Annotated in this window: 19 protein-coding genes and 1 tRNA gene; 8 read left to right on the top strand and 12 right to left on the bottom strand. The window is 70.8% G+C overall.

Features of this window, described 5'->3' with window-relative positions:
- Positions 1–50 precede the first annotated feature (50 nt).
- Both GQQ93_RS15805 and GQQ93_RS15800 read right to left on the bottom strand, forming a co-directional pair.
- Positions 51–854, bottom strand: coding sequence for an ABC transporter permease (locus GQQ93_RS15805; RefSeq protein WP_157425192.1), 804 nt, complete (start codon positions 852–854; stop codon positions 51–53).
- Positions 851–1,735, bottom strand: a complete 885-nt coding sequence (locus GQQ93_RS15800) for an ABC transporter ATP-binding protein (protein ID WP_157425191.1) — start codon at positions 1,733–1,735, stop codon at positions 851–853. Before GQQ93_RS15800 ends, GQQ93_RS15805 begins: the two co-directional genes overlap by 4 nt.
- Positions 1,736–1,916: 181 nt before the next feature.
- Between GQQ93_RS15800 and GQQ93_RS15795 the strand changes: the two genes are divergently transcribed.
- Positions 1,917–5,888: an Ig-like domain-containing protein gene (locus GQQ93_RS15795; protein WP_157425190.1), complete on the top strand. Its 3,972-nt coding sequence runs from the start codon at positions 1,917–1,919 to the stop codon at positions 5,886–5,888.
- On the opposite strand, the gene GQQ93_RS15790 is transcribed toward GQQ93_RS15795, so the two are convergent.
- From GQQ93_RS15790 to GQQ93_RS15770, 4 genes are all read right to left on the bottom strand, one after another.
- Complete coding sequence (locus tag GQQ93_RS15790; protein ID WP_157425277.1) at positions 5,872–7,233, bottom strand: DUF6596 domain-containing protein; 1,362 nt, start codon at positions 7,231–7,233, stop codon at positions 5,872–5,874. The two genes, GQQ93_RS15795 and GQQ93_RS15790, sit on opposite strands and share 17 nt — an antisense overlap.
- Positions 7,230–8,072 carry a YciI family protein gene (locus GQQ93_RS18215; RefSeq protein WP_343032751.1) on the bottom strand — a complete coding sequence of 281 codons (843 nt, stop codon included), beginning with the start codon at positions 8,070–8,072 and terminating at the stop codon, positions 7,230–7,232. Before GQQ93_RS18215 ends, GQQ93_RS15790 begins: the two co-directional genes overlap by 4 nt.
- 108 nt (positions 8,073–8,180) lie before the next feature.
- Positions 8,181–9,185 (bottom strand): isopenicillin N synthase family dioxygenase, encoded by a 1,005-nt coding sequence (locus GQQ93_RS15775; protein WP_157425189.1) that lies wholly within the window; start codon positions 9,183–9,185, stop codon positions 8,181–8,183.
- Positions 9,186–9,485: 300 nt separating this feature from the next.
- The gene (locus tag GQQ93_RS15770) at positions 9,486–10,220 is read right to left on the bottom strand and encodes a LysE/ArgO family amino acid transporter (RefSeq protein ID WP_157425188.1); all 735 of its coding nucleotides are present in this window, start codon (positions 10,218–10,220) and stop codon (positions 9,486–9,488) included.
- Between the two features lie 71 nt (positions 10,221–10,291).
- On the opposite strand from GQQ93_RS15770, the gene GQQ93_RS15765 reads away from it, so the two are divergent.
- Both GQQ93_RS15765 and GQQ93_RS15760 read left to right on the top strand, forming a co-directional pair.
- Positions 10,292–11,254 (top strand): LysR family transcriptional regulator ArgP, encoded by a 963-nt coding sequence (locus GQQ93_RS15765; RefSeq protein WP_157425187.1) that lies wholly within the window; start codon positions 10,292–10,294, stop codon positions 11,252–11,254.
- A 135-nt stretch (positions 11,255–11,389) separates the two neighbouring features.
- A complete protein-coding gene (locus tag GQQ93_RS15760; protein ID WP_157425186.1) occupies positions 11,390–11,824 on the top strand; it encodes a hypothetical protein in 435 nt (144 codons plus the stop codon).
- Between the two features lie 28 nt (positions 11,825–11,852).
- Here GQQ93_RS15760 and GQQ93_RS15755 read toward each other — a convergent pair whose 3' ends face one another.
- The 3 genes from GQQ93_RS15755 to dgt all read right to left on the bottom strand — a co-directional run bounded on the left by GQQ93_RS15755 (position 11,853) and on the right by dgt (position 15,238).
- A complete protein-coding gene (locus tag GQQ93_RS15755) occupies positions 11,853–13,079 on the bottom strand; it encodes a pyridoxal phosphate-dependent aminotransferase (protein ID WP_157425185.1) in 1,227 nt (408 codons plus the stop codon).
- Between the two features lie 76 nt (positions 13,080–13,155).
- The gene (locus GQQ93_RS15750; RefSeq protein WP_157425184.1) at positions 13,156–13,575 is read right to left on the bottom strand and encodes a DUF7144 family membrane protein; all 420 of its coding nucleotides are present in this window, start codon (positions 13,573–13,575) and stop codon (positions 13,156–13,158) included.
- A 145-nt stretch (positions 13,576–13,720) separates the two neighbouring features.
- A complete protein-coding gene (gene dgt, locus GQQ93_RS15745; RefSeq protein WP_157425183.1) occupies positions 13,721–15,238 on the bottom strand; it encodes a dGTP triphosphohydrolase in 1,518 nt (505 codons plus the stop codon).
- Between the two features lie 155 nt (positions 15,239–15,393).
- On the opposite strand from dgt, the gene GQQ93_RS15740 reads away from it, so the two are divergent.
- From GQQ93_RS15740 to rplA, 5 genes are all read left to right on the top strand, one after another.
- Positions 15,394–15,466: transfer RNA gene (locus GQQ93_RS15740), tRNA-Trp, on the top strand.
- Positions 15,467–15,506: 40 nt separating this feature from the next.
- Positions 15,507–15,782, top strand: a complete 276-nt coding sequence (secE, locus tag GQQ93_RS15735) for a preprotein translocase subunit SecE (protein WP_157425182.1) — start codon at positions 15,507–15,509, stop codon at positions 15,780–15,782.
- A 59-nt stretch (positions 15,783–15,841) separates the two neighbouring features.
- Positions 15,842–16,768: a transcription termination/antitermination protein NusG gene (gene nusG / locus GQQ93_RS15730; RefSeq protein WP_157425181.1), complete on the top strand. Its 927-nt coding sequence runs from the start codon at positions 15,842–15,844 to the stop codon at positions 16,766–16,768.
- Between the two features lie 155 nt (positions 16,769–16,923).
- Entirely contained in the window at positions 16,924–17,352 is a 429-nt protein-coding gene (rplK, locus tag GQQ93_RS15725; RefSeq protein ID WP_157425180.1) for a 50S ribosomal protein L11, read from the top strand.
- Between the two features lie 100 nt (positions 17,353–17,452).
- Positions 17,453–18,142 carry a 50S ribosomal protein L1 gene (gene rplA / locus GQQ93_RS15720; RefSeq protein ID WP_157425179.1) on the top strand — a complete coding sequence of 230 codons (690 nt, stop codon included), beginning with the start codon at positions 17,453–17,455 and terminating at the stop codon, positions 18,140–18,142.
- Positions 18,143–18,243: 101 nt separating this feature from the next.
- On the opposite strand, the gene GQQ93_RS15715 is transcribed toward rplA, so the two are convergent.
- From GQQ93_RS15715 to GQQ93_RS15705, 3 genes are all read right to left on the bottom strand, one after another.
- Positions 18,244–18,603, bottom strand: a complete 360-nt coding sequence (locus GQQ93_RS15715; RefSeq protein WP_157425178.1) for an SPW repeat domain-containing protein — start codon at positions 18,601–18,603, stop codon at positions 18,244–18,246.
- A 123-nt stretch (positions 18,604–18,726) separates the two neighbouring features.
- Positions 18,727–18,996, bottom strand: coding sequence for an acylphosphatase (locus GQQ93_RS15710; protein WP_157425177.1), 270 nt, complete (start codon positions 18,994–18,996; stop codon positions 18,727–18,729).
- Between the two features lie 86 nt (positions 18,997–19,082).
- Complete coding sequence (locus GQQ93_RS15705) at positions 19,083–20,609, bottom strand: APC family permease (RefSeq protein ID WP_157425176.1); 1,527 nt, start codon at positions 20,607–20,609, stop codon at positions 19,083–19,085.
- Positions 20,610–20,630 lie beyond the last annotated feature (21 nt).

Below are 20,630 nucleotides of genomic sequence, written 5' to 3'. Positions count from 1 at the left end.
GGGGCGAGCGCGGGGACCGCGATCGCTCGCGGGCCCCGTGCAGTGGGAGTTCACGCATCCCGCCGGATCCAGCGGAACGTGATCCGGCTGATCACGAGCCCGACCACGAGCCAGATGCCGAGCGCGATCGCGACGCCGGTCAGGTTCCACGACTCGTTCTGCTCGAGCACCTCCCAGCCCTCGGGCAGGAACACGTACCGCATGCCCTGCGCGATCCACTTGAGGGGGAAGAGGCTCGCGATGTCCTGCAGCCAACTCGGCAGCATGTTCCACTGCAGGTACACGCCCGAGATGAACTGCAGCAGCAGCACGATCGGGATCACCACGGCGGTCGCGCTCTTGCCGCTGCGCGGCACCGCCGAGAGGGCGATGCCGACGAGGGCGCAGGTCACGAGGCCGAGCACGAACACCCAGGCGAAGGTGAACCACTTCTCAGGTTCGGTGGGCAGCTCGATGCCGAGCACGAGCCATCCGGCGAGGATGAGCAGCGCCGCCTGCAGCGTGCCGGTCACGAAGACCTGGCCGATCTTGCCGAGGAAGTAGCCGACCGGCGACAGCGGCGTGCCGCCGAGGCGCTTGAGCGTGCCGTTGCTCTTCTCCAAGGCGATGTCGACCGCGAGGTTCTGCACGCCAGACAGCAGGATGCCGGCGGCGATCATGCCCGGGAGGTAGTACGCGGCGATCGAGATCTCGGCCCCGGGAGGGCCGACCTCGCCCTGCGCGCTGAACGCGGCGGAGAAGATCGCGAGCATCACGAACGGGAAGAGGAACGTGAAGAACAGGGTGTCGATCGAGCGGAAGTACGTCTTCGTCTCGTAGCCGATGCGCGAAGCGCCAAGGGCGACCGTGCTCATGCGAGCACCTCCTCGGGTTCGGCAGCGCCCTCGACGCTGCGCACGAGTTGCAGGTAGATGTCCTCGAGGCTCGGACGGATCACCTCGAGGCCGTCGGGCTCGCCGCCCGAGGATGCCACGACCGCGGCCACGACCCGGCCCGGCTCGTGGGTGCGCTCCTCGTGGAGCACGCCGCCCGCGTCGCGCCAGCGCACGAGCGGCACGCGGGCGGCGGCGCCGCCGATCTCGTCGATGCCGCCGAGGTCGACGAGCCGGCCCGCGGCGATGACCCCGGCCCGGTCGGCGAGCTGCGCGGCCTCGTCGAGGTAGTGGGTCGTGAGCAGGATCGTGGTGCCCTCGGCCTTGAGCCCTCGGATGACCTCCCAGAAGCGGCGCCTGGCCTCGGGGTCGAAGCCCGTCGTCGGCTCGTCGAGGAAGAGCAGCTCGGGGCGCCCGATGATGCCGAGCGCGACGTCGACGCGCCGCTGCTGCCCGCCCGAGAGCTTCGCGATGCGCGTCTTCGCCTGCGCCTCGAGCCCCACGGCCGCGATGACCTCGTCGACGTCGCGGGGGTTCGGGTAGAACCCGGCGAAGTGCTTCAGCTGCTCGGCCACGGTGACGAGACCGGTCTCGCCGGTCGTCTGCAGCACGATGCCGAGCCGCGCCTTCCAGCCGAGGCCGCCCTTCGCCGGGTCGATGCCGAGCACGCTCACCTCGCCGCCGGTGCGGCTGCGATACCCCTCGAGGATCTCGATGGTGGTCGACTTGCCTGCGCCGTTCGGCCCGAGCAGCGCGAAGGTCTCACCGGGGCTGATGTCGAAGCTCACCCCGTCGACCGCGGTCTTCTGGCCGTACTGCTTGCGGAGCTCCCGCACGCGCACGGCCGTCTCGTTCGTCGTCATGGCTCCAGCGTGGCAGGCGGCTCGCCCGGGCGGCAGCGTCCAACGGGTCGATTTCCGGCATCCACCGGTCGGTGGATGCCCACCCCAACTGGGGGTGACTGTCGAGCGGCCGAGGGAATAACGTGGGCGGCGACCGGCGCCGCGGACGACCCGACCGTGCACCGGAGATGGGGGACTTCCGATGCCTCGCTCCCCGCGCTCGCTCGCGCTCGCCGTCGTGACGGCGCTCGCCGCAACCCTCGGTGCCGTGATGATCGTCGGGTCGGCGTCACCCGCGGCGGCCACTCATGTGCCGAACCCGTCGGTCGACTGCTACTACGGCACCTTCGACGGGTGGCTCGGCAACAACAACGTCGGCGCGACCGACGACGTCTACGACCGCGACGAACTCGCCGTCCGCTTCTCGCCTCCGCCGTTGTACAACACGCTCCCCCTCGGGGTGTACGGCTCCGCAGTCGGCGTGCTCGAGAACGACTGGAGATACGTCGGCTTCACCGACGAGAAGGAGCCGGTGCTGAACTACAGCACTCGGGCCGTGCTCTGGCGCGGGCCCGACCACGCGAAGTCCTTCACGCTTCACGAGGACGGCACGTTCGACTACGTGCCGCAGGACGGCTACTTCGGCGCCGACAGCTTCCAGTACGTGTACGCGCGCGACGCGGTCGGCGCGCCGTGCTCGAATCCGGCGACGGTGAGCATCCCGGCGGTCGACCAGATGCGAACGCAGAACGACAGCTACACGGCGTATACGGATACGCCGCTCGAGGTCGGCAAGTTCGTCTGCGGCTTCACCTGCGGCGTGCTCGACAACGACGTGCTCGGCAACCGCAACAGCGAAGTCGGCTTCATCGCGTCCCGGTTCCCGGTGGTCTTCACCGCGCAGGCCGTCGGGACGTTCGCCTCGAAGGAGACCGCCGCGGGCGGCACGCTCACGTCGGTCAGCGCGAACGGGTCGTTCATCTACACGCCGCCGCCCGGATTCACCGGCACCGACTACTTCGCGTATCGTGCCTGGGGCGAGACGCCGACGGGCCTGCAACCGTCCTTGGGGCCGGAGCCCGATCACTATGCGAAGGTGACCATCCACGTGGTCGATCCGCCGCCCCCCGATGTGCCGGCGGGGTCGCCCGACAAGATCGACGTCGTCGAAGACGGGTCGGTCACCGTCACGAGCGGCGAACTCCGCGCGAACGATGCGAATGCGGCGTACGTCACCTATGTGAGCGGGGCCCTGTTCCAGAACCAGACCCCAGTCCGCACCGCGCACGGCACCCTCGACGTCAGCTGGACGCCGTTCATCCCCGGCGTGCCGTTCAACTACTACATCACCCAGATGACGTACACGCCCGACCCCGACTTCACCGGAATCGACCACTTCACCTACTACGTGGCGAACAACGTGATCGACGGCCCGTCGAACCCGGTGAGCGCGTACTTCGTCGTCTCGGAGGTCGCCGACGCCCCGAAACCGGTCAACGACACCGCCACAACCGAAGAGGACACGGCCATCACGATCGACCTCGCCGCGAACGACTACGACGGCGACGGCGATCTCGTACGGTCGTCACTCGCCAAGGATCCGTGCAACGCGCACCTGTGCGCGCCGGTCGGTTGGGACAACTACCTGCACGGCGAGTGGGCCGTGATCGGCGACGGCGTCGTGAAGTACACGCCCGAGGCCGACTACACGGGCGAGGCGATCTTCCTCTACGAGGTGCGCGATGCCGGCGGCAGGCTCGGGTACGCGCGGGCGACGGTGACGGTCGTCGCCGACGACGCGGTCGACGACGTCTACGACTGGCACGAGGACGAACAGCTGGTCGTGCCTGGGGCGACGGGCGTGCTCGCGAACGACGACGAGCCCGCTGCATCCGATGCGGCGACCCTCGTGTCGCAACCCGATCACGGAACCGTGCTGCTCGGTGCCGACGGGGCGTTCTGGTACACGCCCGATGCGGACTTCGCGGGCGACGACGCCTTTGAGTACTCGGCGGGCGGCGATACCGGTACCGTCTCGATCCGGGTCATCGGGCTGAACGACGCACCGGCGATCATGCTGCGGCCCTTCTGCGACTCGTCGCAGCCGAACGTCGTCTGCATCGGCGACCTCGACGACCGCGACCTCATCGAGGGCGAGACGGCGCAGTTGCGCGGCTCGATCAGCGACCCCGAATTCGATGCGGGGACCTTCACGATCGACTGGGGCGACGGATCGACGACGACCGGGATCTACCCGTGCGACGGCGACGAGTGCCCCTTCGCCGTGGAGCCGACCTGGAACACCGGCTGCATCGGCGACTGTCCGCAGTTCGACGGGCCGCTCTACTTCGAGTTCACGCACCGGTACGCCGATGACGCGGCGGGTGATGCGGCGGCGTTCCCGGTGTCGATGATCGTCTCCGACGGCGCGGCCAGCGTGTGGAAGGACACGTCCGCCCGCGTCGCGAACGCGCCGCCGAGTCTCGCGATCGGGCCGCACTGCGACCCCGGCGGAGTGGTCCTCTGCGTCGGCAACGTGTCGCTGCTCGAGGGAAGCCCCGGCGACGAGTTGCGCCTGAGCGGCAAGGTCACCGATCCGGGCGCCGACACCGGCACCGTCACGATCGACTGGGGCGACGAGACGGAGCCGACGGTGATCCCGACGGGTTGCGGCATCGACGACGACACGACCTGCCCGACACCGCCGCTCGAGCCCGACCTCAGGTGCCTGTCGCCGTTCACGGCACCGCCGGTCTGCGGCTACTTCGGCGCGACGCACGAGTACGCCTCGGGCGGCAGCTACGAGATCACCGTGACCGCCGACGACGGCGACGGCGGCACCGACGTCGAGACGACGAGCGCCGAGGTCGCGTGGGTGAACGCGGCGCCGACCGCCGAGGACGCGGTGCGCGAACTCGACGAGGACGGCGAGATCATCATCGACCTCACGGAGCTCGCCGGCGACGCCGAGACGTCCGACGCCGACCTCGGCTTCGTCGTCATGGAGGGCGGCGAACCGGTGAACGGCGAGTTCTCGAGGAGCGGCTCGCAGCTGAAGTACATTCCCGACGCCGACTACGTCGGACCGGACTCGATCACGTACGAGGTGTCCGACCAGGGCGCACCGTCGGGCTGCGGCGTGCCCGGACCCGACTGCGACGCCTCCGGGTCGGCGACCGGCACGATCGACTTCGACGTCCGGCCCGTGAACGACGCGCCGGCCTTCACCGGCGGCGACGACCAGCAGCAGGTGGCCGACGGCGTCGCGCGCAGCGTGCCCGGCTGGGCGACCGGCATCAGCGCCGGGCCGGCGAACGAGAGCGGGCAGACGCTCGAGTTCCAGGTGACCCCGCAGGACGCCTCGTTGTTCGCGCCCGACGGCCAGCCGGCGGTCTCCGCGGACGGCACGTTGACGTACACGCCCGTCGCGCCCGGTGAGACCGACCTCGAGGTCGTGCTCGCCGATGACGGCGCCGCTGAGGCGCCGAACGACGCGACGAGCGAGCCGGTGACCTTCACGATCACGCTGACCCCGCCGAACCTGCCGCCCGTCATCAGCACCGTGCCGATGGCCGCCACCTACTCCGACGCGGCGTCGTTCGACGTCTCCGCCCTCGACCCCGAGGACGGCAGAACCGGCGTGACCCTCGCGGTCGACGGGTTGCCCGCCGGGCTCGCCTTCTCGAGCACCGGTGCGAGCGGCACGATCTCGGGTGTCGCGACCGCCGAGCCGGGCGAGTACCCGTTGACGGTCACGGCGTGCGATGCCGAGGAGGCCTGCGCCGAGGCATCCGCGAGCCTCACCGTCGTGCCCGAGCAGGCGGTCGTGGTCATCGATGCGGCCAAGTCGGTGAAGGCCGCCAAGCCGACGGGTGCGGCGCCGGCGTTCGCAGTGCGGGCGAAGATCACCGAGGCCGCCGACCGCAGTTGGGGCGACCTCTCTCACGTGGCTCCCGACGACGTGCGGATCGTGCTCGAGTCCGGTGGATCGATCGTCGCGACGTGCGTCCCGGCCCTCGGCACGCCGAAGCCCGCCAGGGGCGCCGCCGGCGGCAGCGTCGACGTCTCGTGCGGCTTCGCGGTCGGTGTCCCGAAGGGCGCCTACACGCTGCGGGCGACCGTCTCGGGATGGTTCGCAGGCACCGCGAGCCAGTCGTTCACGGTGTCGAAGTAGGGTCGTCGACGTTCGCGAGGCGGCGCTCGAGGAACCGCACCTCGGGCGCCGTCGGCGCGAGCGCGATGGCGGCCCGATAGCGCTCGGATGCCTCGGCGAGCCGGCCCGCGCGGCGCAGGAACTCCGCCTGCGCCGCGGGCAGGAGGTGGTACTCCGCGAGGCGCCCGTCGGCCTCGAGGCCCGCGAGGGCGACGAGCGCCGCGGTGCCGCCCTCGGCCTCGCCGATGGCGACGGCCCGGTTGAGCCGCACGAACGGCGAGTCGGTGAGCGCCGCGAGCGCGTCGTAGCAGGCGACGATCCCGGGCCAGTCCGTCGCCTCGGCGGTCGTCGCCCTGGCGTGCACCGCCTGGATCTCGGCCTGCAGGCGGTACGGCCCGGCGAGCGTTCGCGCCGCTTCGGCTGCCGGGCTCGTGCGGTCGAGGAGGGCGAGCCCCTCGTCGATCTCGTCCGCGTCCCACCGGGACCGGTCCTGCTCGGCGAGGGGCACGAGGTCTCCCGCCGCGTCCACGCGCGCGGCGGCGCGCGCGTGCTGGAGCAGGAGCAGGGCGAGCAGGGCGCCGGCCTCGTCGGAGTCGGGCATGAGCGAGACGACGAGCCGGGCCAGCCGGATCGCCTCGCCCGTGAGGTCGAGGCGCTGCAGCCGATCGCCCGACGACGCGAGGTAGCCCTCGTTCGCGATCAGGTAGACGACAGCGAGCACGCCGCCGAGCCGTTCGGGCAGCGCCTCGGGCGGCGGCACCCGGTAGGGGATCCCGGCGTTCCGGATCTTGCGCTTCGCGCGAGCGATGCGCTGGCCCATCGTCGACTCGGGAACGAGGAACGCCCTGGCGATCTCGCGGGTCTCCAGCCCGCCGACGGTGCGCAGCGTGAGTGCGACCCGCGCCTCCATCGGCAGCGCCGGGTGCGCGCACGTGAAGACGAGGCGGAGCCGGTCGTCCCACGCCGGGTCCTCGCCGTGCGCGACGACCTCGCCCGGGTCGGCGGGGCCGTCGAGGCTTCCGTCCGCACGGGCATCCATCAGCCACTCCCTCACCTTCTCGGCCTCGACGCCGCGTCGACGCAGCCGATCGAGCGCGATGCGGCGTGCGGTCGTCGTGAGCCATGCGCCGGGGGTGCGCGGCACCCCGTCGCGCGGCCAGGTCGCCGTCGCCCGCTCGAACGCCCCGGCCGCGGCCTCCTCCGCGACGTCCCAGTCGCCGGTCGCGCGGATGAGGGTCGCGACGACCCGTGCCCACTCGCCGTCGAACGCATCGCGGAGCGCCCGCTCGACGTCGGCCGGAACGGCCCCGCCCTCCTCGGGCGGAGCCGCGTCGGGCGTGCCGTGCGCGCCGCCGGCCCGCGTCAGGACCCCGCCCCCGCGGCCGCTCCGACGACCTCGGCGGACCGGGGCTCGAGTCGCACCGCGACCTCGGCCGCCTCGCGCTCGACCCGTTCGACGTGGTCCTCGTGCGGGTCGAACGGCCACAGCGGGCGCAGCTCGAGCGTTCCGCCACGGGCCATCGGATGCTTCGACGCGACCTCGATCGCCTCGGCGAGGTCGGCCACCTCGAGCAGGTCGAAGCCCGCGATCCACTCCTTCGCCTCGGTGAAGGGCCCGTCGGCGACGAGCACTTCGCCGTCCCTCCGGCGCACGAAGGTGGCATCCTCGGGGCCGCGCAGCACCTCGCCGAAGAGACGCACGCCGCGGCCGTCCATCTCGGTCACCCACGCCTCGGGGTCGTCGTCACCGGCGTCGCCGTCGCCCGCGGGACGCTCACCTGCGGGGTCGACGATCACGAGCAGGAGGTACCGCCTGCCCGCCGGCTCCCGCTCTGCGAAACCGGCGGGCACGATACGGGCGCCCGGCTCCGCGCCGGGCCATCGCACGAAGGGACGCACCTCGACGCGCCCGAACGACGCGACCGGGTGCCGCGAAGCGATCTCGATCGCCTCGTCGAGGTCGCGGGCGTCGATGACGTCGAACCCGCCGATCGACTCCTTCGATTCGGTGAACGGTCCGTCGCTCACGAGCAGCTCGCCGCCCCGCACACGCACGGTCGTGGCATCCTGCTCGGGGCGCAGTCGCTCGCCGAACTCGGAGACGCCGCGCGCGACGACCTCGTCGACCCACTCGCCGACGTTGTCGTCGGCGGCGACGTAGGGCAGGGCGTCCGCGCCCTCTGCGTACAACAGCGCGTATTCCATGGTGGAATCCTCTCTCTCGATCACGCTACGCAGGTACGACGAACGGCGGAAGCGGTTTTCGACACCCCACGCGAGCTCGCGAGCGAGCGGCGCTCTCTCCACCCCGGGTCAGGCGCCGACGAGGAGCCTCGGGTGCTGCGCCTCGACGACGTTCGGGTGGGCGCGGAGCCGGCTCTTCAGCCAGTTCTCGCCGAACACGGCGTGCAGGGGGTTCGCCGGGTCCCGGGTGATTCCCGGCGCCTCGGCGGCGAGCTCGGGAGCGAGCTCGACCGTCGGGATCACCGCGTCGAGCGCCGGCCCGTGGAAGTAGGGGATCGAGATGCGCTCGGTGCCGGGCGCGGGCGAGACCACGCGGTGCTTGGTCGCCTTGAGGTAGCCGTCGGTGGCGATCTCGAGCAGCTCGCCGATGTTCACGATGAACGCACCGGACGGGGCGACGACGTCGATCCACTCGCCGTCCTTCTCGACCTGCAGGCCGGCCTTGCCGTCCTCGACCGAGAGCAGCGTGAGCACGCCGAGGTCCTTGTGGGCGCCGACGCCCTGGGCGGGCTGCTCGGCCGAGACGCCGGGGTAGCGCACGATCTTGAGGTACGGAGAGGGGCGTTCGAAGGCGGCGTCGAAGGTGTCCGGCGCCGCGCCGAGGGCCTCCGCCCAGGTGCGGAGGAGGCGCATGCCGACCTCGTCGAGCCGGGCGATCCACTCCTCGGAGACCGCCCGAAGTTCGGGCAGCGCCTCGGGCCACAGGTTCGGTCCCTCGAGGATCCAGTAGTCGGGGGCGTCGGCGGTCATCGCAACGGCCGGGCGCTCGGCGCCGAGGTCGATCTGCTCGCGGATGTCGACGCGTCCGAGCGTGCGTTCGCCGCCCATGCGCGTATAGCCGCGGAAGTGCGGGCTCGTGACGTTCTCGATCGCGAGCTTGTGCGACTCGGGGAGCGCGAAGAAGGCTCGCGCCGCCGCGTAGGCCCGGTCGATGAGCTCGGTCGGCACGCCGTGGCCGATGAGCGAGAAGAAGCCGACCTCGTGCGTCGCGCGACGGAGGTCGTCGCGGAACTTCGCCTGCTGCTCGGTCGTGCCGTTGAGCAGTGAGAGGTCGAGAACGGGGATGCCGGACATGGGATGGTCCTTTCGAGTGCCGGATGGTGCGCCGACGACGCGGCGGCCCCGGCATCCGTTGACGTCGGCACTGCGGCATCCCGGTTCGAGGTCGATGCGAGATCGGTTCGAGCGGGATGCCACGGACCTGACGCGGACGCGTCGGATGCGGCGTGAGCACGGGGCTGCGGTCGGCGGCGCGGGGAATCGCGCCCTGGGGTCGTCGGGGAGACGACCGCCTAGCGGCGACAGCAGCGACAGGTGTTGGTGCTCACGATGTCGGAAACGGTAGCACGGGCGGGGGCGACCCGCTATTCCCGATCAGTGGGGCAGCACGAGCGAAGCCGCGATGGCGAACATGACGACCGCGATCACGCCGTCGAGGATGCGCCAGGCCCGCGGGGTCGCGAGCACCCGGCCGAGCAGGCGCGCGCCGTACGCGAGGGCGAAGAACCAGACGAGGCTCGCGGCCCCCGCGCCCGCGGCGAACGCCCATCGCCCGTCGCCGTGGCTGTTCGCCACCGACCCGAGCAGGAACACGGTGTCGAGGTAGACGTGCGGGTTCAGCCAGGTGAGGGCGAGACAGGTGAGCACCGCTGCGGCGAGGGTCGATCGGGCCGGTCGGGTGCGTGTCGGCGCGAGCACCGTCGCAGGTGCCGCCGGGCCGAAGGGCGCCCTGGAATCCGCGGACGCGGCGGGAGTCCCGGCCCCCGCGTCCGCGGATTCCAGGGCGTCCGTCGCCGCCTCGCCGGTGACGAGCGCCTCACCGCCGGCCCTCAGCGCACGCCGGGCCGCGAGCAGCCCGTAGCCGACGAGGAACGCGGCGCCGACCCAGCGGATCACCTCGACGAGCCACGGCACGGCGCCGAGCACGGCGCCGATGCCCGAGACGCCCACGATGATGAGCACGAGGTCGCTCACGGCGCAGATCGCCGCGACCGCGAAGACGTGCTCGCGACGGATGCCCTGGCGCAGCACGAATACGTTCTGCGCACCGATCGCGACGATGAGCGAGAGGCCGAGGCCGAAGCCGGCGAGCACGGAGGAGAGGGGCATGGAACGAGGCTATGAGCCGAATTCACCTGAATCCAGCTCAAGATCCTTCAGAACCATTAGCCTTGCTTCAGATGCAGATTCCGCTCGACCTCGCCCGCACGCTCGCCGCCGTCATCGACGAAGGCACCTTCGACGCGGCCGCCCGGCGGCTGCGGCTCACCCCGTCGGCGGTGTCGCAACGGGTGAAGACCCTCGAGCAGCAGCTCGGCAGGGTGCTCGTCGTGCGCTCGAAGCCCGCGCGGGCGACCGAGGCGGGTGCCGCCGTCGTGCGGCTCGCCCGCCAGTTGGCGCTGCTCGAACACGACGCGCTCGCCGAGTTCGGGCTCGACGCCGATCACGCGGGCGGCCCCGCCGCCCGCAGCGGCCAGCCCGCCGCCGCTCCGCGCCACGTGACGATCCCGCTCGCGGTCAACGCCGACTCGCTCGCCACCTGGTTCCTGCCCGCGCTCGCCCGCGTCGCGCTGGTGCACCCCGTCGTGTTCGACCTGCATCGAGACGACCAGGACTTCACCGCCGGCCTCCTCGAGTCGGGCACCGTCATGGGAGCGGTCACCTCGCAGGCCACCCCGGTGGCCGGATGCCTCGTGCGCCCCCTCGGCGTCATGCGCTACGAGGCCGTGGCGACGCCGGCGTACCTCGCCCGGTGGTCGGCCGGGCACGGCGAATCCCGCAAGGCGGGTTCCGTGGCATCCACGCTGCCCGCCTGGTTGGCGCACGCACCGCTCGTCGACTTCGATCGTCGCGACCATCTGCAGCACGATGCACTGCAGGCCGCCGGATTCGATCCCGAGCGCGCCCCACGGCACTACGTGCCCGCGTCGAACGACTTCGCGAGCGCCGTGAAGCTCGGGCTCGGCTGGGGCATGCTGCCCGAGTTCCAGTCGTCGGCCGAGCTCGAGCGCGGCGAGCTCGTGCGCCTCGGCGGCGCGCCCGTCGGCGTCCCGCTCCACTGGCAGCAGTGGAACCTCAGCTCGCCCCTGCTCGACGCCGTGGCCGACGAACTCGCGCGCGAGGCCAGGAACACGCTGGTCTGAGCGCGCCGGTCGGCGAGACTCCAGTGCTGGCACGCATGCGGAGTCCAGTGCTGGCACGCACGCCGTCGGCCGGAGCCTGCGCTAGCGTCTCAGGCGACCCGGGCGAGGAGCCGCCGGCTTGGCGAGGAGCTGCGCATGAAGATCTGGGTGGTCGCGGCGATGGTCGCCGCAGCCACCATCACCGCAGTCGCCGCCGGATACGGCGTCGGGACCCTCGTCGGCCTGCAGGTGGCCACCTCGAGCGGGGCGACGGTCGAGCCGGAGGTGCCCGAGACGCCGGACACGCACGCCGGCGACCTCCGTGGCGACCTCGTCGTCCGCGAAGCCCAGGAGGTGCTCGGGTCGTACGACAGCGCGGGCTCCGCGGTCGCGTATTGCGAGCGCGGCGAGCTCGCGATGGGCGGCGGACGTCTCGGCTCGGGCAGCGGACTGCGGGCGGTCGACGACGGGCCGGTCGCGGGGAGCGCCGGTTCCACCCTGCCGATCGGCTGGCGGATCGAGGTCGAGCGGATCGAACCCGATCGGAGCCCGAGGTACTTCGCGGCCTACGTCGTCTGCCGGGTGGGCTGACCCGACCCCAAGCGAGCCGCGACGGACGCTAGCCGAAGAGGCGCTGCAGGCGCTGCACGCCCTCGAGCAGCGGCTCGTCGCCGAGCGCGTAGCTGAACCGCAGGAAGCCGCTCGGCCCGAACGCCTCGCCCGGCACCGCGGCGACCTCGGCCTGGTCGAGGATCAGGTCGGCGAGCTCGAGCGAACTCGTCGGGGTGACGCCGCCCCACTCGCGGCCGAGGAGGCCGGTCACATCGGGGTAGACGTAGAACGCGCCCTCGGGCACGGGCACCGTCATGCCGTCGATCTTCGAGAGCTCGGCGACGATCAGGCGGCGGCGGCGGTCGAACGCCCGGCGCATCTGCTCGACCGGCTCCTGCGGGCCCGTGAGGGCGGCGATCGCGGCGCGCTGCGAGATGTTCGACACGTTCGACGAGAGGTGCGACTGCAGGTTCGCGGCGCCCTTGATGACGTCGGCGGGGCCGACCATCCAGCCGAGGCGCCAGCCGGTCATCGCGTAGGTCTTCGCGACGCCGTTGACGAGGATCGTCTGGTTCGCGAGGCCGGGCACGGCCTCGACGATCGAGACGGCGCGCGGGGCGGCGCTGCCGACCTCGGAGTCGAGCGGGCCGTAGGTGAGGTTCTGGTAGATCTCGTCGGAGACGACCCAGATGCCGTGCTCGAGGGCCCATTCGCCGATCGCACGTGTCTGCTCGGGCGAGTAGACGGCGCCGGTCGGGTTCGACGGCGAGACGAACAGCAGCACCTTGGTGCGCTCGGTGCGTGCGGCCTCGAGCTGCTCGACGGTGACCAGGTAGCCCTGGTCGCTGCCGGCGAAGACGTCGACCTGCGTGCCGCCGGCGAGCTTGATCGCCTCGGGGTACGTGGTCCAGTAGGGGGCGGGCACGAGCACCTCGTCGCCCTCGTCGAGCAGCACCTGGAACGCCTGGTAGACCGCCTGCTTGCCGCCGTTCGTCACGACGACCTGGCCGGGGGAGACCTCGAGGCCCGAGTCGCGCAGCGTCTTCGCGGCGATCGCCTCGCGCAGCTCGGGCAGGCCCGCCGCGGGCGTGTAGCGGTAGTTCTTCGGGTCGCGCGTCGCGGCGAGGGCTGCCTCGACGATGTGCTCGGGCGTCGCGAAGTCGGGCTCGCCTGCGGCGTACGAGATGACCGGGCGGCCCTCGGCCTGGAGGGCCTTCGCCTTCGCGTCGACCTTCAGGGTCGCGGACTCGGCGATGGCGGCGATGCGGGCGGAGAGACGGGCGCGTTCGGTCACGGCAACCAGCCTACGGCGCGCGCGCCGCTGATGACAGGCGGTGACGCGGCGCAATCCATCCGGAGATGGCGGCCGTTCAGCCGAGGTGTGCGAGCTCCTTGCCGTGCACCGTGAGCGCGTAGATCACGAGGATGTCGAGGGTCAGCACGATGAGCGACCACCAGGGCTGCACCGGGAGCAGCGCGAGCTGACCGAGGGCGTTCACGATCACGAGGATCACCGCCACGACGCGCGCCCACGTCGCTCCGGTGAAGAGCACGGCGCCGACGAGGATCAGCAGCGCGCCGCTGATGACGTGCCACCAGCCCCAGCCCTGCACGTCGAAGAGCAGCAGTCCGCCCTGCGAGGTGACGAAGTAGGCGCTGTCGGACATGAACAGCGCGATGAATCCGTAGAGGAGGTCGAAGCCGCCCGCGACGATCAGCATGATCCCCGCGAACGCCCCCCAACCGACCCACCCGGTAGGCCGGGCTTCCCCGGTCTGCGTTCCACTCATGAGCCCACTCCCTGCTTTGCCGGGGGTCGAGCCTTACGGCGCCCCGCGTGATGATGCGTGATGGTGGTGCTGAGCCACATGCTACTCATCTCGAGCACTCAGCGGGAGTGGATCACGGTTCTGATCAGGTGAATCGCCGAGCGGATCAGAGGTTCTGGCCGATGTCCCACAAGCGGTCGGGGCGGCCGTCGATCGCCTCGGAGACCGCGAGCGCCTGGTCGTCGGAGAGGGAGGCGACGTAGTCGACGACGCCGCGGCCGACGCCGAGCCGGCGCACCGCGCCCGCGTCGGGCACGGGCACGCCGTCTGGCCGGGCGACCCGCACGAGCTCGTACCCGGCGATCGCGATGTCGACGAGCTCCTTCAGCCGCTGCGGCACGCGGTGCCGGTCGTAGTCGTCGGTCACCCACGCGGTGAGGCCCTTGACGGCCCGCGTCAGCACTCGGCTGAGGCCGCGCTGGTACATGGCGATGTCGGCCCGATCGAGGATGAAGTGCCGGTGCACGAACTTCAGGATCTCGACCTCGTGCCACGCACCGCGGTCGAGCGCGACGAGCCCCGTGCGGGCGACCCCCTCAGGGGCGGGCACGACCGAGGTCTGCAGGTGACCGATCCAGCGGTTCGTGAACGAGGAGAGGGCGCGCTCCGACGCGATCGAGCCGTCGAAGGGCGTCGCGAGCAGGCCGTCGACGAGATCGTCGGCGACGGTGTCGACCGCGGCGGCGAAGGCGTCGTCGTCGGCGATCCAGGCGTCGCTCGCGCCGAGCTTGCGGCGGAGCGCCTCGAGGGCGGCGCCCGCCGGCGCGCTGCGGGAGGCGAGCTCCTCGTCGCCGAGCCGGCGCAGCTTGCTCCAGCCCTCCACCCAACCGCGGAACTCGCGCGCGACCGCACCGTGGCTCAGCAGGCCCGCCCGGTAGAAGTCGTCGACGTCGTGGATCGAGTAGGCGATGTCGTCGGCGGTGTCCATCACCGAGCACTCGAGCGACTGCACCATCGGCGGCAGGCCCGTGCGCGCCGCCGCGAGATCGGCCGCGTCGAGGCCGTAGGCCGAGAACTTCGTCGCCACCGCCTCGCCGTCGACGAGGCGCATGCCGCGCGGCAGCCCGCCGTCGGGGAACGGCGCGGTCGTCGCGAAGCGGGTCCACGGGTACTTCGCGATCGCCGAGCGCACCGCGGCGGTGAGGTTCAGTCCATGGGATGCCGCGGTGCTGACGTCGAGGGTCGCGATGATGCGGTAGCTCTGGGCGTTGCCCTCGAACCCGTCGTCGAGGCCGAGCGTCTCGCGGGCGAGCCGGTCGAGCACGCGCTCGCCGAGGTGCCCGAACGGCGGGTGCCCCAGGTCGTGGGCGCTCGCCGCGGCCTGCACGACGACGGCGTCGCAGCCGTGCCTGGCCGCGAGCGCATGGGCCGGCGACGAGGCATCCGCGAAGCCGACCGCGATCGCGCGCGCGACGGCGGTGACCTTGATGGAGTGGGTCAGCCGGTTGTGGATGAGCGGGCCCGCACCCGGCTGCGCGATGACCTGGGTGACGGCCGAGAGCCGCGAGAAGTAGGGCGAGAATCGGATGCGTTCGAGGTCGAGGCGGAACTGCGAGTGCTCCCCGACGACCTCGACGCTCGAGCTCGGCTCGGGGGTGCGGCGGGCGGCGCGATCGAGGGTCATGAACCCAATGTAGGCGTCGGTTCGCGCGAGCCGCTCGCGTCGCATAGACTGTTCGATGTTGCTTTCCTCGGCAAAACTTCACTGCGCCCGAAATCCAGATTTCGGGTGCATGGAGTCGAGGCGGTGACTCCGAGGTGCCCTCGCAACAGGGCCCGAGGGCGGTGGCTCAATTGGTAGAGCAGCGGTCTCCAAAACCGCAGGTTGCAGGTTCGAGTCCTGTCCGCCCTGCGAGCCGGCAGTGATTGCCGGCCCACGAAAGGTGTACGAGGTGGCACGAAAAGTAATCGACGAACCGAGTGAGGACGTCGTCGCCAACGCGAAGCGCGACCGCGCCGCGCGTCGGAATCCCTTTTCGCGCATCGCCCTGTTCATCCGGCAGGTCATCGCTGAGCTGAAGAAGGTCGTCACCCCCACGCGGAAGGAGCTCTTCAGCTTCACGGTCGTGGTGCTGGTGTTCGTCATCATCATGATGGCGCTCGTCTGGGGCCTCGACCAGCTGTTCGGGTGGCTGGTGCTGTACGTCTTCGGAACGACCGGGGTCTGATCGAGGCCTTCGGCTCGCCAACCCGTTCGCCGTAGGCGCACGAAGAGAAGGATCGAGAATTGTCAAGGACTGAGCACGACGACGTCGATTGGGCCACCGCTGCAGAGCAGTCGGCCGAAGACGACGAGGCGCAGACGGGCAACGTCAACGAGCACGAGGAGCAGTCCTCCGAGTCGGCCGAGCACGTGGCCGTGCACATCGTCGACGACGAGGGCAACGACGTCGACCTCGACGCCGTGCTCGACTCGCTCGCCGAGGCGAACGACCCCGAGGCCGACGCGATCGTCGACGACGCACTCGACATCGACTCCGCCGACGAGGCAGAGGCCGCACTCGAGGCCGTCGAAGAAGAGGCCGACACCGAATTCGACCCGTACGAGGAGTTCCGCGCCGAGCTGCGCTTCCTCCCGGGCAAGTGGTACGTCATCCACTCGTACGCGGGCTTCGAGCGCCGCGTGAAGGCGAACATCGAGCAGCGACGCGAGTCGATGGCGATGGCCGACTACATCTACCAGGTCGAAGTGCCGATGGAAGACGTGGTCGAGATCAAGAACGGCCAGCGCAAGATGGTCACCCGCGTCCGCATCCCCAGCTACGTGCTCGTGCGCATGGAGCTGAACGAGGAGAGCTGGTCGGTCATCCGCCACACGCCCGGCGTCACCGGCTTCGTGGGCAACGCGCACAACCCGACCCCCCTCCGCTTCGAGGAGGCCTTCGGCATGCTGAAGAGCCTCGTCGAGATCAAGGACGTCGCGCCCGCCAAGGGTGCGAAGGCCGGCGCCGCCACCGGTGCCGCCCGCCAGATCCCCGCCGAGGTCGACTTCGAGGTCGGCGAGACGATCACCATCAAGGACGGCTCGTTCGCGGGCCTGCCCGGCACGATCAGCGAGATCAAGCCCGAGAGCGGCAAGCTCACCGTGCTCGTCTCGCTCTTCGAGCGCGAGACCCCGGTCGAGCTCAGCTTCGACCAGGTCACCAAGCTCTAGGGTTCTCACCCGGCACCCAGCCGACCCACCGGTATACTCGGGGGGTTGTGCTGTGTCGGCCTCCCGCCGAGCACACACAGATCACCGCATCCCGGAACGGCCGGGCGTGCGGGAGAGTGCCCCGATCGGGGCGTTCGAACAGAAAGAGAGAAATCATGGCACCGAAGAAGAAGGTCACTGGTCTGATCAAGCTTCAGATCAACGCCGGCGCCGCCAACCCCGCACCGCCCATCGGTCCGGCCCTTGGTCAGCACGGCGTGAACATCATGGAGTTCTGCAAGGCCTACAACGCGGCGACCGAGTCGCAGCGCGGCAATGTGATCCCCGTCGAGATCACGGTCTACGAAGACCGCTCGTTCACCTTCATCCTGAAGACCCCGCCCGCCGCCGAGCTCATCAAGAAGGCCGCCGGCGTCGCCAAGGGTTCTGGCGTCCCGCACACCACCAAGGTCGGCAAGCTCACGCAGGACCAGGTCCGCGCGATCGCCGAGCAGAAGATGGCCGACCTCAACGCGAACGACCTCGACGCCGCGTCGAAGATCATCGCGGGCACCGCCCGCTCGATGGGCATCACGGTCGAATAAGGCCGCGGCGGAGCTCGTCTGATCTCCGCTCCTCAGAACTCAGCATCAGTGGCAGCGCCCGCCAGGCGCAGATGACCACACTCTCTCAAGGAGAAGCAACATGGCACAGAAGTCCAAGGCCTACCGCGCCGCGGCCGAGAAGATCGAAGACGGCAAGTTCTACACCCCGAGCGAGGCCGTGGCCCTCGCGAAGGAGACCGGCTCGGCGAAGTTCGACTCGACCGTCGAGGTCGCGCTGAAGCTCGGCGTCGACCCCCGCAAGGCCGACCAGATGGTGCGCGGCACCGTCATCCTTCCGCACGGCACCGGCAAGACCGCCCGCGTCATCGTGTTCGCGACCGGCCCTGCGGCCGAGGCCGCGATCGCGGCGGGCGCCGACGAGGTCGGCGGCGCCGAGCTCATCGAGAAGGTCGCCGGCGGCTACACCGCGTTCGACTCGGCGGTCTCGACCCCCGAGCTCATGGGCCAGGTCGGCCGTCTCGGCAAGGTGCTCGGCCCCCGCGGCCTCATGCCGAACCCGAAGACCGGCACCGTGACCCCGAACGTGGGCCAGGCCGTCTCCGACATCAAGGGCGGCAAGATCGAGTTCCGCGTCGACAAGCACGCCAACGTGCACTTCGTCGTCGGCAAGGCCTCGTTCACGACCGAGCAGCTCGAAGAGAACGCGAAGGCGGCCCTCGAAGAGGTCCTGCGTCTGAAGCCGTCGAGCTCGAAGGGCCGCTACATCCAGAAGGGCGCCGTGTCGACCACGTTCGGCCCCGGCATCCCGCTGGACGTCAACGCCATCTGAACGACCCGGTGACCGGGCGCGCGCAGCGCGGCCCGAACTCCGAGAAGGCCCCGCCGGTTCGCCGGCGGGGCCTTCGTCGTCTGCGCGCGCTGCGCAGCGGATCAGTGCGGAACGGCGTCGTGGTGGGCCTGCATGCTCGGCCGGACGGCGAGCAGGGCGACGACGAGCGCGACGGCACCGCAGATCCACGACATCCAGGCGGCCCCGAACGTCATCGCGTCGGCGTAGCCGCCCATCCACGGCGAGAGGATGAGCAGGGCGCCGAGCGCGGCCTGGATGTACTCCATCGCGACCATGCCCGGTGCGGCGAGATTGACGACACCGGAGATGATCAGCAGGGCGCCCAAGACGAGCATCAGGGCGACCGAGGCGCCCATCGGGGGAACGAACAGCGTCGAGAGCATCGCCACGGCACCGGCGGCGATCGCGACCCAGTCTTCCCAGCGAGTCCATTTCTTCATAGAAACCAGCCTCCTCAAGGTCGGTGGCTCCCATTCGGGGGTCACTCCAACGGTACGTCCGCGCGATCATGCGGTCAATGAGCCGGCTGCGCGGGCTTCTGCCGGGAGTGAGGCGCTCGCGGGTCAGCGGATGATGCGGAAGCCCTCGTCGTCGCGCGGATCGAGCTCGGTGACGACGAGCCCCGTGACGCGCGCGCCCGGCGGGCCGGCCTCGAGCCGGCGGAGCATCTCGTGCACCGCGGCGTCCGCACCCTGCACCTCGGCCTCGACGGAGCCGTCGGGGAGGTTGCGCACCCAGCCCGTGACGGCGAGCCGAACGGCGTGCTTGCGGGCGAGATAGCGGTAGCCGACGCCCTGCACGAGGCCGTTCACCACCACATGCCGTCGGATCATCCGCTCACCCTATCCCGCGAACGGCGGCGAGGGCGGCCCGGGGCACTGCCCGGGACCGCCCTCGTTCGAGCTCGCGGCGCCGTCGCTCAGCGGGCGGCGGGTGCGTCCACCGCGGCGGTCGCGCCCGTGCGGGTGCGGATCTCGTCGGCGACCGCGATCGCGTCGCCCGCGGGGGCGTCGGACTTGCGGTCGGGGCGGGCGATGAACAGGTAGAGCGCGCCCGAGATCGCGACGACGCCGAGACCGATGAGCACCACGTAGTCGGTGAAGAAGTCGCCCGTCGCACCCGGCGTCGCGAGCAGCACCATGGCGAACACGCCGTAGGCGAGCGCCAGGATGTTGACGATGAGGCCCCAGGCTCCGAGCGAGAAGGGGCCGGCCGGCCGCCAGCCCTTGAGGCGCTGTCGGAGTGAGGCGAGCACCACCATCTGGAACGCGACGTAGATGCCGAGCACCGCGAACGAGGTGATGGGCAGCAGCAGGCCGTCGTTCAGGAAGATGAGCACCGCGAGGAGCGCCGGCACCGTGCAGGCCACGATGAGCGCGTTGGTCGGCACCTTGTTCTTCTCCGACACCTTCGCGAGCCAGCGGTGGCCAGGGATCATGCCGTCGCGGGCGAACGAGAAGAGCAGTCGGCTCGCGGCCGCCTGCAGGCTCAGCACGCACGAGATGAACGCGGTGACGGCGACGACGAGGAACAGCTTCGCGCCCACCGGGCCGAGCGTCGACTCGAGGATGTGGGGGATCGGGTCGGGGTCGTCGCCCGCGACGATCGACGCGAGGTCGGGGGCGGCGAGCACGTAGCCCCCGAAGGAGAACAGGGCCGAGACGCCGCCCACGAGGATCGTCATCGTCATCGCCTTGGGGATGCGGCGGGCGGGGTTCGACACCTCCTCGGCGACGTCGCCGCAGGCCTCGAACCCGTAGAAGAGGAAGAGCCCGGCGAGGGCGGCCCCCATGAACGCGGTGAGGTAGCTTCCGTCGCCTTCGACGCCCATGGTGTCGAAGAAGACGCTGAACTCCTGCTTGCGCTGGAAGATCAGCAGGTAGAGGCCCAGGCCGATGACGCCGACGAGCTCGGCGGCGAGGCCGATCTGCGCGACCCGGGCGAGGGTCTTCGTGCCCGAGAAGTTGAAGACGAACGCGAGCACGAGCAGCGCGAGCGTGATCGCGAGGTTGATCGTCGGAGTGAGCTCGAGCTCGAACAGGCTCGCGACGAAGCCCGAGCCGAACTCGGCGACCGAGGTGATCGTGACGATCATGGCCCAGATGTAGACCCACGCGGCCATCCAGGCGTAGCGGCGGCCCCAGAGGCGGCGGGCCCACGGGTAGACGCCGCCGTGGATCGGGTACTGCGAGACGACCTCGCCGAACACGAGCGAGACGAGGAGCTGTCCGGCGCCGACGATGACGATCCACCAGATCGAGGGCGGGCCGCCGATGGTGAGTGCGACGGCGAAGAGCGAGTAGACGCCGACGAGCGGGGAGAGGTAGGTGAAGCCGAGGGCGAAGTTCGCCCAGAGGCTCATCGAGCGGTTGAACGATCCCTCGTAGCCGAGGACCTTCAGGTGTTCGTCGTCGCCGAGCTGGTTCGGCGTGGGTTCTGCTGGCATGGTGCCCTTTCGATCGACGTT

The organism is Agromyces lapidis, assembly GCF_009749405.1.
Taxonomy (GTDB): domain Bacteria; phylum Actinomycetota; class Actinomycetes; order Actinomycetales; family Microbacteriaceae; genus Agromyces; species Agromyces lapidis.
The sequence above is the reverse complement of the archived record's forward strand: the minus strand, read 5'-3'. Positions and strand labels throughout refer to the sequence as shown.